Here is an 11,948-nt window from a genome sequence, read left to right as displayed (position 1 = left end):
GGCTTTAAGCTCTTGCCTTATGAGCAGCATCAACACCCGAACCTACGAATCCATCCCCGCGCAGACGGTGGCCTTTCTCGGCCTCGGCGTCATGGGCGGGCCGATGGCCGGCCACCTGGCCAAGGCCGGCCACAGCGTCACGGTCTACAACCGCACGGCCGCCAAGGCCCAGGCCTGGGCCACCGAATTCGGCCCACCCGGCCGCCACGCCACCACCCCGCGCGAAGCCGCGGCAGGCGCCGACATCGTCTTCTGCTGCGTCGGCAACGACGAGGACCTGCGCTCCGTGGTGCTGGGCGACGACGGCGCCTTCGCCGGCATGAAGAAGGGCGCCGTGCTGGTCGACCACACGACCGCTTCGGCCGACGTGGCGCGCGAGCTGTCGAAGGCAGCCGAGGCGCTGGGCCTGCACTTCATCGACGCGCCGGTGTCCGGCGGCCAGGCCGGCGCGCAGAACGGCGCGCTGACCGTGATGTGCGGCGGCGACGCGGCCGCCTTCGAGCGCATCAAGCCGGTGGCGGCGGCGTTTTCGCGCGCCGTCACACTGCTGGGCAAAAGTGGTGCCGGCCAGCTCGCGAAGATGGTGAACCAGATCGCCATCGCGGGCCTGGTGCAGGGCCTGTCGGAGGCCATCGCCTTCGGCCAGCGCGCCGGGCTGGACATGGAAGCCGTGCTCGGCGTCATTGGCAAGGGCGCGGCCCAGAGCTGGCAGATGGACAACCGCGGCAAGACCATGATCGACGGCAAGTTCGACTACGGTTTTGCGGTCGACTGGATGCGCAAGGACCTGGGCCTGGTGCTCGACGAAGCCAAGCGCAACGGCGCACGCGTGCCGGTGACGGCGCTGGTCGACCAGTTCTATGCCGACGTGCAGCAGGCCGGCGGCAGGCGCTGGGACACATCGAGCCTGATCATCCGGCTCAAATGAAAAAGGCCCGCGGATGCGGGCCTTCTTGCTTCAGCGAACCGGCGAGGTCGTCACCGCCGGCTGCGCGGGCGTCGAGCCCGGCGCCGGCAGCGGCTCCATCGGCGGCAACGGCACGCGCGAGGATGACGAAGAAGAAGGCGCCGACGGCGTCGCGTTGCTCACCGGCGCGGGGCCCGTGCCGCCACGCTGTGCCGAAGACTGGTTCGCGGCCTGGCTCGCGGCGAGGTCGGCCTCGCTCACCACCTCGACCACGCGCACCACCTTCACCACACCGCCCACGCCGCGCGTGATCTCGGTCGCGCGATCGGTCTCGCGCCGCGTGGCGATGCCCATCAGGTAGACCACGCCGCGCTCGGTGATCACCTTGAACGAATTGGCGAAGATGTCCTTCGCATCGAGCAGCGAGGCCTTGACCTTGCCCGTGATGTAGAGATCGTTCGAGCGGTCCTGGAAGGTGCTGGGCGCGCCGAGCGTGAGCTCGTTCACCACGGAGCGCACGTTCACCACGCGGCCCACTTCGTCCTCGACGCGGCGACGGTCGGCCTCGTTGCCCACCGCGCCGGTCAGCAGCACCTGGCGGTTGTAGCTGGTGACGCTCACGTACATCTGGTCGTTCGCGATGTCGCGCACGCGGGCGGCGGCACGCAGTTCGATGCCCTGGTCGTCGAGCTGGGCGCCGGAGCTGCGGCGATCGGTCGCCACCATGCCCACGCCCGCCACCACGGCGCCACCCACCACGAGGGGCACGCAGGCCGAAAGGCCCGCGACCAGGGCGGCACCCAGGGTGAGTGCGAGGGCGAAACGCTGGGTCGACGTGGCCGTCATGGTGTTCATGGTCATGAGGAAGCTTCCTGTTCTCCGAGTAACTGGGCATCCACGCCGTCGCACAGGCAGTGCAGTGCGAGCAGGTGGACTTCATGGATGCGCGCCGCACGTTCGTGTGGCACGCTGATCTGGACGTCGGTTTCGCGCAGCGCACGGCCGATGACGCCACCGGTGCCGCTGCTGCCTGCGCCGGGCGCCGCGGGCGGACCCGAGACGGCATTGCCGAGCAGCGCGACCACGGTCATGTCGCGCTCATGCGCGGCCAGCACGGCGGCGAGCACCGCAGCCGACTGGCCGCTGGCGCTCAACGCGAGCAGCACGTCACCAGCCTGGCCCAGCGCGCGCACCTGGCGGGCGAAGCGGTCGGCATCCATGGCATTGGCGCTGTCGGCGTCCGGGTCGGTGGTGTCGCCGGGCAGCGCGATCGCACCCAGCTCGGGCCGCTCGCGTTCGAAGCGGCCGACGAACTGCGCCGCGAACTGCGCCGCCAGCAGACCTGACACGCCGGCGCCGCAAGCCAGCACCTTGCCGCCGCTGGTCACGCAGGCCAGGATGGCCTGCATCGCTTGAGAGATGGGTTTGCTGAGGACCGGTCCGGTCTGGTATTTGAGGTCGGCACTGTCGATGAAGTGCTGCTGAATCCGTTGCTCGAGCATGGGGCGGGATGATAACTGGGGGCTGTGAAACAAGAAGTTCGTGTGTGGAGCCGTCAGCCGGGGCTTCGGTTCCCGCGATGGATGCATCAGGCCGCGTCGAACGCCGCCTGGAGCCAGGTGATTTTCTCCTCGACCAGCACCACATCGAAGCGGCACGGCGGCACCGAGCGCAGCCGGCCCAGGTAGTGCTGCGCGGCGAACACGATGCGCCGCTGCTTCAGTCCCGTGATGCTGCCGCCCGCGCCGCCATGCGTGCCGGCACTGCGCTGACGGACCTCGACGAACACCAGCGTGCCACCGCCCGGACCACGCGGATCGCGCATGATCAGGTCGATCTCGCCGCCGCCACGGCCGGGCGTTCGATAATTGCGGGCGATCAGCACGAGGCCGGCGTCCTGCAGATGCGCGAGCGCGGCGTCTTCCGCCGCATCGCCGCGACGCTTCGTTGTGGTGTTGATCTTCATGGCTCCCTGCCGTCTTCTCTTTTTTTGTCGTTCGCTCTCACGGAGAAACCTCTTGGCTTCACTCGCCCCTGCTTCTTTCGGCGCCGCCCTTGCGGCCGCGCACGACGCCGCGGGTGCGCAGCATTATCCGCAGGCCACGCTCTACGTGGTCGCCACGCCGATCGGCAACCTGGCCGACATCACGCTGCGCGCGCTGCATGTACTGCAGCTGGTCGACGTGATCGCCTGCGAGGACACGCGCCACACGCAGAGCCTCTTGCGTGCCTACGGCATCGACCGCCCCGGCGCCCGGCTGCTGGCCGTGCACCAGCACAACGAAGCCGAGGCCGCACAGGCCGTGGTCGCGCGGCTCGCGCAGGGAGAGCGCATCGCCTACGTCAGCGATGCCGGCACGCCCGGTGTGAGCGACCCCGGCGCGCGGCTCGTCGCTGCCGTGCGCGCGGCGGGCCAGCGCGTGCTGCCGCTGCCGGGCGCGAGCAGCGTCACGACGCTGATCGGCGCCGCCGGATTGGTGGCAGATGGCGCGGACGGCAACGCGAGCAGCGCCTTCGTCTTCGCGGGCTTCCTGCCGAGCAAGGCCGGCGAACGCGACACCGCCGTGCAGGCGCTCTCGCAGGAGCCGCGCGCCGTGGTGCTGCTGGAGGCGCCGCACCGTATCGAAAGCCTCGCGCGCGCACTCGCCGTGCTGGGCGAGCGCCGCATCACCGTGGGCCGCGAGCTCACCAAGCAGTTCGAGGAGATCGCGACGGTGGCGGCGAGCGCCCTTCCCGACTGGTTCAGCGCGGATCGCGACCGCATTCGGGGTGAATTCGCGCTGGTGCTGCACCCTGTCGCGGTGAGCGGCGACGGCGGCGCGGAAGGTGAGCGCGTGCTGCGCCTGCTGCTGGCCGAACTGCCCGTGAAGACCGCGGTGCGGCTGGCTGCCGAGATCAGCGGGGCGCCGCGCAATGCGCTGTACGAGACGGCGCTGCGCATCCGCAATGACGGCAACGACGAGCCGGGCGACTAACCGTCCAGCTCCGCATACCGCCTGAAGATCCCGTCCTCGTTGAACGCAATGCGGCGCGGGCTCTGCAGGTAGTCGTGCACGCGCTGGCGGCGCTTGACGTTGGCGTGCAGCTTCTCGACGGCCGGTGTGCGGGCCAACGCTCGCACGGTGGCTTTCGGGAACGCGTAGTGCAAGCCGTCGACCAGCTGGAACAGCGAGAGATCGGCATAAGTCAGCATGTCGCCGACCAGATGCAAATCGCCTGCGGGGTTGCGCTGGAGCACCTGCTCGAACCAGTTCAGGAACTTGGGAATGCGCGCTTCGCGGAAAGCGCGTGCACGCTGCACGGCGGCATCGCGCTGGTCTTCATAATAGGCGCCGGTCGAGATCGGATGGTGCGTGTCGTGCGCCTCGGCCACCGTGTCGGCGATGGTGAGCTGCAGCTGGTGGGTCCACAGGCCGTCGGATTCGCCGACGCCCGAGAGTCCCAGGCGCGGCCCGAGGTACAGCAGGATCGCGGCGGTCTGGCCCACCACGATGTCGCCGTCGACCAGGAAGGGCGGCGCAAAGGCTGCGCGGGCGTTGTTGGGGTCGCCGAGCCGCTCGCCCAGTGCTGATTCGCCACCGCCTTTCGATTCGGGCAGCCGCGCCACGTCGACATAGTCGGCACCCGCTGCCTCGAGCGCGAGCCGCACGAATTCACCGCGGCCCTGGATCGTGGGCCAGTAATGGAGTTGGTAAGGCATGCGGGCATGGTGTCAGGGTCTGTACAGCCCTGCAACCGGCCCGGCCCTTCACGCGCCGCGTTGCTGAAGAAGAAGGCTCACCAGAATTTCCACCAAGGCCGTGGCGCGAGGCGCAGTGCCTGCGGGCGGGTGTCCAGGTCAATGTTCTGGGTGACCGTGTCGCCGGTGCGGCGGCGCATTTCGGTCTCGAGGGCATGCGCGATGCCGCGCGCCTGTTTCTCGCCGCGCAGTGCGCGCCGGCGCCATTCCGCGGCGTGTTCCGCCAGGCTGGCCTCGTCCAGATCAGTCAACTCCGTCATCGGTGGAAATCTTGCATGTGCGCGGTGGCGAGGAGACGCCAGCGCGTGGTGAATGGTCGCGGGGAGAACGCCGGAAGGAGAAAACCCAAGAAAAAAACCGGAAGCCCTTGAGAGGCTTCCGGTCTTGTATTTGGTCCCGCCGCCAGGAATCGAACCTGGATCTCAGCCTTCGGAGGGCCGAATTCTATCCGTTGAAATACAGCGAGAGATAGGCTCCGGAAAACGTCCGGAGCCAGAGATTATCGCCTATCAGGCGACAGCAGTTTCGGCTTCATGTGCAACCACCGCGCCGATCGCCGGACGCTCGAACCCGAGCCCCGCCAGATAGACGCGGAGGGTGCGCCGCCCGGTCGGTACCAGGTCGAAAGCCGTCGGGTCGAGCAGCCAGTTCTGGATGAGGCCGCTGATCAGCGCATGCATGCCCTGCGCCGCCATGTGGCTGGGCACCGGCAGCTTGACGTGGGCGCGGCGGGCCGCCAGCCGCAGGGCTTTTTCGAAGTCGACCACGCAGGCATTGCGTGCATCGAGGTGGCGCTGCTGCACCGAGGCCATGTCGTGCGTGTATTCGACCTTGTGGGTGGCGACGTCAAACACGCGACGCACCTGCGGGTCGGTCGTCATGAGGGTCAGCGCGTGGACCATGCCCTCCTCGATCTCGACCAGCGGATCGTCGCTGCCGGCCGCGGCATCGCTCTTGGGCCCGGCCTCCAGCGGCAGGATGACGCGCTCCATCATCGCGTTGAAGAGATCGGCCTTGTCCTTGAAGTGCCAGTAGATGGCGCCGCGCGTCGCGCCGGCCTGCTGCGCGATCTGCTGCAGCGAGGTCTGCGAGACGCCTTGCGCCTGAAACAGCAGCTCTGCGGCATCGAGCAACCGATTCCGCGTAGCCAGTGCTTCTTCCTTCGTACGACGTGCCACCAAGTCTCCTGATTTGTAAAGGCAACGCCCCTTCTACGCCGTGGGGCCATTGCGAGCAGTCACTATACATCCATGAATGTATGTAAACTACCGGACTTCCCCGATGGCCCGACTGTTTATGCTGTCTTCCTGTTCGCCTCGCGAACACGCCATCTCCCGTCTTCGCTTCAAAGGAATCGCATGCCTCTCCTGCATGTCTCGCGCTCATCCTCCTTTTCGCCGCGTCTCGCGACCGTGGCCGCCGTTGTCCTGCTGGTCCTCGCGGGCTGCGGCAAGGGCGATGCGCCCGCCGGTCCGGGCGGCGCAGGTGGCGGCGGCCACCCGCCAGCCCCCGAAGTGGGCGTGGTCGTTGCCGCGCCGACCGATGTCGGCCTCGTGACAGAACTGCCGGGCCGCCTGGAGGCCTCGCGCATCGCCCAGGTCCGCGCCCGCGCCTCGGGCATCCTGCTCAAGCGCGAATTCCGCGAAGGCAGCGACGTGAAGGCAGGCCAGCTCCTGTTCCGCATCGACCCGGCACCGCTGGTGGCCGCTTCGCAGAACGCCCAGGCCACGCTGGCCCGCGCCGAAGCCAACGCCGTGCAGGCCAAGGCCCTCGCCGACCGCTACAAGCCGCTGGTCGAGGCCAATGCGGTGAGCAAGCAGGAGTACGCGAACGCAGTCGCCTCGCAAAAGACCGCCGAAGCCGACGTGGCCTCGGGTCGCGCCGCAGTGACGACCGCGAAGATCAACCTCGGCTATGCCGACGTGACCTCGCCCATCGCAGGCCGCATCGGCCGCGCCCTCGTGACCGAAGGCGCGCTGGTGGGCCAGGGCGACGCCACCGAGCTCGCCGTGGTGCAGCAGATCAACCCGGTGTACGTGAACTTCACGCAGTCGGCCTCCGACGTGCTGAAGCTGCGCCGCGCGCTGGCGGCTGGCCAGTACAAGCGCGCGGGTGGCGAAGAAGCCGCCAGCGTGAGCATCGTGCTGGAAGACGGCAGCGACTACCCGCTGCCCGGCAAGCTGCTGTTCTCCGACCTCACGGTCGACTCGACCACCGGCCAGGTCACGCTGCGCGCCGAAGTGCCCAACCCCAAGGGCGAACTGCTGCCCGGCCTCTACGTGCGCGTGAAGCTCGAGCAGGCCCAGGCCACCAACGCGATCACGCTGCCGCAGCAGGCCGTCACCCGCACCCAGCAGGGCGACACCGTCTCGGTGGTCGACAAGGACGGCAAGATCAGCAAGCGCACCGTGAAGATCAGCGCCGCCAAGGACAACCAGTGGGTGGTGCTCGATGGCCTGAAAGCGGGCGAACAGGTGATGGTCGACGGCTTCCAGAAGCTGCAGATGATGCCGCCCGGCACGCCCGTGAAGGCCGTGCCCTGGAAAAAGCCGGACCCGAACGCAGCCCCGGCACCTGCGGCACCCGCGCCTGGCGCCGCCCCCGCCGCGAACGGCCAGGCGTCCGCCCCGGCCGAGAAGAAGTAATTAGGAGCGCGCCCGCATGGCCAAATTTTTCATCGATCGACCGATCTTCGCGTGGGTGATCGCGCTGTTCATCCTCGTGATAGGCGGCGTATCAATCACCCAGCTCCCGATCTCGCAGTACCCGCCGGTGGCACCGCCCGCCATCCAGATCACCGTCGCCTACCCCGGTGCCTCGGCCCAGACGCTCGAAGACAGCGTGCTGGCCATCATCGAGCGCGAAATGAACGGCTCGCCGGGCATGATCTACATGGAATCGGTGGCCCAGGCCGACGGCACCGGCACCATCACGATCAGCTTCGAGCCCGGCACCAATGAAGACCTCGCGCAGGTGGACGTCCAGAACCGGCTCTCGCGCGCCACGCCCCGGCTGCCGTCCTCGGTGACGCAGCAGGGCGTGCGCGTCGACAAGTCGCGCTCCAACTTCCTGCTGTTCGCGATGCTGTCGTCGAGCAACGCCAGCACCGACACCTCGGCGCTGGGCGACTATGCCGCGCGCAACATCGTGCCGGAACTGCAACGGATCGACGGCGTGGGCCAGGTCCAGCTGTTCGGCTCCGAGAACGCGATGCGCATCTGGATCGACCCGGCCAAGCTGCAGGGCTTCAACCTGTCGCCGGCCGACGTCAACAACGCGATCCGCGCGCAGAACGCGCAGGTGGCCTCGGGCACCATCGGCGACCTGCCGAACGTGCCGGGCCAGGCGATCGCGGCCACGGTGACGGTCAACGGCCAGCTCGCCAACGTCGACCAGTTCAAGGAGATCGTGCTGCGCGCCAACACCGACGGCTCGACCGTGCGGCTCAAGGACGTCGCACGCATCGAGATCGGTGGCCAGGCCTATGCCACTTCGGCGCGCCTGAACGGCGTGCCCGCGGTCGGCATTGCCGTGCTTCCCACGCCCAGCGGCAACGCGCTGAAGTCGTCCAAGGCCGTGCGCGAGCGGCTGACCGAGCTGCAGCGCTACTTCCCCGAAGGCGTGAAGTGGAGCATGCCGTACGACACGACACCCGTGGTGCGGATCTCGATCACCGAAGTGGTCAAGACCCTGCTCGAAGCCGTGGCGCTGGTGTTCCTCGTGATGTTCCTGTTCCTGCAGAACTGGCGCTACACGATCATCCCGACCATCGTGGTGCCGATCGCGCTCCTGGGCACCTTCGCCGTGCTGTTCGCACTGGGCTTCTCGATCAACGTGCTGACGATGTTCGGCATGGTGCTGGTGATCGGCATCGTGGTGGACGATGCGATCGTGGTGGTGGAGAACGTCGAGCGCATCATGAGCGAGGAAGGGCTGCCACCGCTGGAGGCCACCCGCAAGGCGATGCAGCAGATCTCGGGCGCCATCATCGGCGTGACCGTGGTGCTGATCTCGGTGTTCGTGCCGCTGGCCTTCTTCGCGGGCTCGACCGGCAACATCTACCGCCAGTTCTCGGCGACGATGGTGACCTCGATCGCGTTCTCGGCCTTCCTGGCGCTGTCGCTCACGCCGGCGCTGTGCGCCACGCTGCTCAAGCCGGTGGAGGCGGGCCATCACCACGAGAAGTCCGGCTTCTTCGGCTGGTTCAACCGCGGCTTCACGCGCACGGCCAAGGGCTACGAGGGCATGGTCGCGCGCATCCTGCGCCGTGCCGCGCGCTACCTCGTGATCTACGTCGCGATCATCGGTGCGGTGGTGGTCACCTACCGGCAACTGCCGACCTCCTTCCTGCCGGAGGAGGACCTGGGCTACATCATCGTGAACGTGCAGCTGCCGCCGGGTGCGACCCAGGAGCGCGCGCTGGACGTGATGAAGCAGGTCGAAGGCTTCATGCTCAAGCAGCCCGAGGTCGAGAGCATGGTGAGCGTGATGGGCTTCAGCTTCTCGGGCCAGGGCCAGAACGCGGGCCTGGCGTTCGTGACGCTCAAGAGCTGGGAGGAACGCAAGGACCCGGCCCACTCGGCCAAGGCGCTCGCGGGCCGTTCCTTCGGCGCGCTCTCAGGCATCCGGGATGCCTTCATCTACCCGCTGAGTCCGCCGCCAATTCTCGAACTTGGCAATTCCAGCGGCTTCAGCTTCCGGCTGCAGGACCGCTCGGGCGCGGGCCACGACGCCCTCGTCAACGCGCGCAACCAGATCCTGGGCATGGCCTCGCAGAGCAAGATCATCACAGGGGTACGGCCCGACGGCCTGGAAGACGCGCCGCAGCTGCAGATCGACATCGACCGCGACAAGGCGAATGCGCTGGGCGTGAGCTTCGACGCGATCAACACCACGCTGTCGACGACGCTCGGTTCGAGCTACGTCAACGATTTCCCGAACCGCGGCCGCTTCCAGCGTGTGGTGGTGCAGGCCGATGCGCCGGCGCGGATGCAGCCCGAGGACATGCTCAAGCTCAACGCTCCCAACGCCCAGGGTCAACCGGTGCCGTTCGCGACCTTCGCGACCACGCGGTGGGTCACCGGTGCGACGCAGACCGTGCGCTACAACGGCTATCCCGCCATGCGCATCAGCGGCGAGGCGGCGCCGGGACAGAGCACGGGTGCCGCCATGGCCGAAATGGAAAAGCTCGCCGCGCAACTGCCGCAAGGCTTCGGCTTCGAATGGACGGGCCAGTCGCGTGAAGAAAAGCTCGCGGGTTCGCAGGCCATCATCCTGTACGGCTTCGCGATCCTGGCGGTGTTCCTGTGCCTAGCCGCGCTGTACGAGAGCTGGTCGATCCCGCTGTCGGTGATTCTGGTGGTGCCGCTGGGCGTGCTGGGCGTGCTGCTCGCGACCATGTTCCGCTCGTATGCGAACGACGTGTACTTCCAGGTGGGGCTGATCACGATCATCGGGCTCTCGGCGAAGAACGCGATCCTGATCATCGAGTTCGCCAAGGACCTGCAGGCGCAGGGGCGCGGCGTGGTCGAGTCGGCCCTCGAAGCGGCGCACCTGCGGTTCCGCCCGATCATCATGACCTCGCTGGCCTTCGGCCTGGGCGTGGTGCCGCTGTTCATCGCTTCGGGCGCAGGTTCGGCGAGCCAGCGCGCGATCGGCACTGGCGTGCTCGGCGGCATGGTGACCGGCACGGTGCTCGCGGTGATCTTCGTGCCCGTGTTTTTCGTGGTGGTGCGCACGCTGTTCAAGGGCAGCGCGCGCCAGCAGGAAATGAATCGCAAGCACGCGCAAGCCGCGGGCATTGCGGAGGAGAAACATGACTAAGAAACTGATTCCCACAGTCCTGGCCGCGGCAATGCTGCTGGCGGGCTGCTCGCTGATCCCGACCTACGAGCGCCCCGCCGCGCCGGTGCCGACCACCTTCCCGGGTGACCCGTCGCAACCGGCCGGCGCCGCCGCAGCGGCCCTGCCGTGGCAGGACTTCTTCACCGACCCGCGCCTGGCGGGCCTGATCCAGACCGCGATCGCGAACAACCGCGACCTGCGCGTGTCGGTGCTCAACATCGAGCAGGCGCGCGCGCAGTTCCAGATCGAGCGATCGGCGCTGTTCCCGGCGCTCGACCTGACGGGCAGTGGCTCGCGCTCGCGTCCCAACGTCACTGGCGTCGGCGGCAGCGTGGGATCGCAGTACAGCGTCAACTTCGGCTTCAACGCCTGGGAGCTCGACTTCTTCGGCCGCATCCGCGCGCTGAAGGACCAGGCGCTCGCGCAGTACCTCTCCACCGAGGAAGCGCGCAAGGCCGCGCAGATCAGCCTGATCGCGTCGGTCGCCACCGGCTGGCTCACGCTGATCGCCGACGACGAACTGCTCGAGATCACGCGCCAGACGATGGTCACGCGCGAAGAGTCGGTGCGCCTGGCAAAGCTGCGCTTCGACAACGGCGTGTCGTCCGAAATCGACTTCCAGGCCGCCAACACGGCTGCGGAAAGCGCCCGCGCCACCTACGCGCAGCAGCAGCGCGCGCGCCTGCAGGACGAGAACGCGCTCGCCCTGCTGCTGGGCGCGCCGGTGCCGACGAACGCCCTCGTGGGCGGCGCCAAGGGCCTCGAAGGCATCCAGCCGATGCCCGACGTGCCGGCGGGCCTGCCCTCCGACATGCTGATCGAGCGGCCGGACATCCGCGCGGCCGAGCAAACGCTGATGGCCGCCAACGCGAACATCGGCGCTGCACGCGCGAACTTCTTCCCGCGCGTGTCGCTGACCAGTGGCATCGGCACCGCGAGCAGCGAGTTCTCGGGCCTGTTCGACCGGGGCTCCAAGGCCTGGTCGTTCGCGCCCACGGTCACGCTGCCGATCTTCGATGCGGGCCGCAACTGGGCCACGCTGCAATCGTCGAAGGCCGGGCGCGAAATCGCGGTCGCGCAGTACGAGAAGTCGATCCAGACCGCGTTCCGCGAAGTGGCGGATGCCCTGGCCGGCCGCGCCACGCTGGGCGAAGAGGTGCGAGCGCAGCGCGCGCAGGCCACCGCGGAAGCGGTGCGCTTCAAACTCTCCGATCTGCGCTATCGCAACGGCATCGCCAGCGCGCTCGACCTGCTCGACGCGCAGCGCTCGCTGTTCACGGCGCAACAACTGGCGGTCAATGCGCGGCTCCTGCAGTTGCAGAACCAGGTCACGCTGTACAAGGCGCTGGGTGGCGGCTGGGCAACGCGCGACAAGGGCTGAGGCGCTTGCGCACTCGATATCGGGAGGCCCATCACCCGCCGGGGCGAGGGGCCTCTCTATAATCGTCGGTTGATCTA

The 11,948-nt window shown here is 68.1% G+C and carries 11 protein-coding genes and 1 tRNA gene; 5 read left to right on the top strand and 7 right to left on the bottom strand.

Going from position 1 to position 11,948, the window contains the following annotated elements; all coding sequences use genetic code 11:
• Window positions 1-19 precede the first annotated feature (19 nt).
• A complete protein-coding gene (locus NU688_RS33420; RefSeq protein ID WP_257865274.1) occupies window positions 20-928 on the top strand; it encodes an NAD(P)-dependent oxidoreductase in 909 nt (302 codons plus the stop codon).
• A gap of 30 nt (window positions 929-958) precedes the next feature.
• Here NU688_RS33420 and NU688_RS33415 read toward each other — a convergent pair whose 3' ends face one another.
• The 3 genes from NU688_RS33415 to NU688_RS33405 all read right to left on the bottom strand — a co-directional run bounded on the left by NU688_RS33415 (window position 959) and on the right by NU688_RS33405 (window position 2,873).
• A complete protein-coding gene (locus tag NU688_RS33415; protein WP_257865273.1) occupies window positions 959-1,768 on the bottom strand; it encodes a BON domain-containing protein in 810 nt (269 codons plus the stop codon).
• A complete protein-coding gene (locus NU688_RS33410) occupies window positions 1,765-2,409 on the bottom strand; it encodes an SIS domain-containing protein (RefSeq protein ID WP_257865272.1) in 645 nt (214 codons plus the stop codon). Before NU688_RS33410 ends, NU688_RS33415 begins: the two co-directional genes overlap by 4 nt.
• An 86-nt stretch (window positions 2,410-2,495) precedes the next feature.
• A complete protein-coding gene (locus tag NU688_RS33405) occupies window positions 2,496-2,873 on the bottom strand; it encodes a YraN family protein (RefSeq protein ID WP_257865271.1) in 378 nt (125 codons plus the stop codon).
• Between the two features lie 52 nt (window positions 2,874-2,925).
• Between NU688_RS33405 and rsmI the strand changes: the two genes are divergently transcribed.
• Window positions 2,926-3,882 (top strand): 16S rRNA (cytidine(1402)-2'-O)-methyltransferase, encoded by a 957-nt coding sequence (rsmI, locus tag NU688_RS33400; RefSeq protein WP_257865269.1) that lies wholly within the window; start codon window positions 2,926-2,928, stop codon window positions 3,880-3,882.
• On the opposite strand, the gene NU688_RS33395 is transcribed toward rsmI, so the two are convergent.
• The 4 genes from NU688_RS33395 to NU688_RS33380 form a co-directional block, all read right to left on the bottom strand.
• Window positions 3,879-4,607, bottom strand: a complete 729-nt coding sequence (locus NU688_RS33395; RefSeq protein ID WP_257865268.1) for a glutathione S-transferase — start codon at window positions 4,605-4,607, stop codon at window positions 3,879-3,881. The two genes, rsmI and NU688_RS33395, sit on opposite strands and share 4 nt — an antisense overlap.
• A gap of 77 nt (window positions 4,608-4,684) precedes the next feature.
• On the bottom strand, window positions 4,685-4,906 hold the full coding sequence (locus NU688_RS33390; protein WP_257865267.1) for a hypothetical protein: 222 nt from the start codon (window positions 4,904-4,906) through the stop codon (window positions 4,685-4,687).
• Window positions 4,907-5,037: 131 nt separating this feature from the next.
• Window positions 5,038-5,112: transfer RNA gene (locus NU688_RS33385), tRNA-Arg, on the bottom strand.
• 43 nt (window positions 5,113-5,155) lie between these two features.
• The gene (locus tag NU688_RS33380) at window positions 5,156-5,824 is read right to left on the bottom strand and encodes a TetR family transcriptional regulator (protein ID WP_374684725.1); all 669 of its coding nucleotides are present in this window, start codon (window positions 5,822-5,824) and stop codon (window positions 5,156-5,158) included.
• A 180-nt stretch (window positions 5,825-6,004) separates the two neighbouring features.
• On the opposite strand from NU688_RS33380, the gene NU688_RS33375 reads away from it, so the two are divergent.
• From NU688_RS33375 to NU688_RS33365, 3 genes are read left to right on the top strand one after another with little or no spacing between them, the layout of a single operon-like run.
• On the top strand, window positions 6,005-7,291 hold the full coding sequence (locus tag NU688_RS33375; protein WP_257865265.1) for an efflux RND transporter periplasmic adaptor subunit: 1,287 nt from the start codon (window positions 6,005-6,007) through the stop codon (window positions 7,289-7,291).
• A gap of 16 nt (window positions 7,292-7,307) precedes the next feature.
• The gene (locus NU688_RS33370) at window positions 7,308-10,469 is read left to right on the top strand and encodes an efflux RND transporter permease subunit (protein ID WP_257865264.1); all 3,162 of its coding nucleotides are present in this window, start codon (window positions 7,308-7,310) and stop codon (window positions 10,467-10,469) included.
• Window positions 10,462-11,871, top strand: a complete 1,410-nt coding sequence (locus NU688_RS33365; RefSeq protein WP_257865263.1) for an efflux transporter outer membrane subunit — start codon at window positions 10,462-10,464, stop codon at window positions 11,869-11,871. Before NU688_RS33370 ends, NU688_RS33365 begins: the two co-directional genes overlap by 8 nt.
• Window positions 11,872-11,948: the final 77 nt, after the last annotated feature.

Origin of the sequence: Variovorax sp. ZS18.2.2, assembly GCF_024701975.1 — a bacterium.
GTDB lineage: Bacteria > Pseudomonadota > Gammaproteobacteria > Burkholderiales > Burkholderiaceae_C > Variovorax.
This window is presented reverse-complemented; position numbering and strand designations above follow the sequence as displayed.

Coding starts and splice junctions, on each gene's coding strand:
- NU688_RS33365 (WP_257865263.1), top strand. CDS start 10,462: ATGACTAAGAAACTGATTCCCACAGTCCTGGCCGCGGCAATGCTGCTG.
- NU688_RS33420 (WP_257865274.1), top strand. CDS start 20: ATGAGCAGCATCAACACCCGAACCTACGAATCCATCCCCGCGCAGACG.
- NU688_RS33370 (WP_257865264.1), top strand. CDS start 7,308: ATGGCCAAATTTTTCATCGATCGACCGATCTTCGCGTGGGTGATCGCG.
- NU688_RS33395 (WP_257865268.1), bottom strand. CDS start 4,607: ATGCCTTACCAACTCCATTACTGGCCCACGATCCAGGGCCGCGGTGAA.
- NU688_RS33410 (WP_257865272.1), bottom strand. CDS start 2,409: ATGCTCGAGCAACGGATTCAGCAGCACTTCATCGACAGTGCCGACCTC.
- NU688_RS33375 (WP_257865265.1), top strand. CDS start 6,005: ATGCCTCTCCTGCATGTCTCGCGCTCATCCTCCTTTTCGCCGCGTCTC.
- NU688_RS33415 (WP_257865273.1), bottom strand. CDS start 1,768: ATGACCATGAACACCATGACGGCCACGTCGACCCAGCGTTTCGCCCTC.
- NU688_RS33405 (WP_257865271.1), bottom strand. CDS start 2,873: ATGAAGATCAACACCACAACGAAGCGTCGCGGCGATGCGGCGGAAGAC.
- NU688_RS33390 (WP_257865267.1), bottom strand. CDS start 4,906: ATGACGGAGTTGACTGATCTGGACGAGGCCAGCCTGGCGGAACACGCC.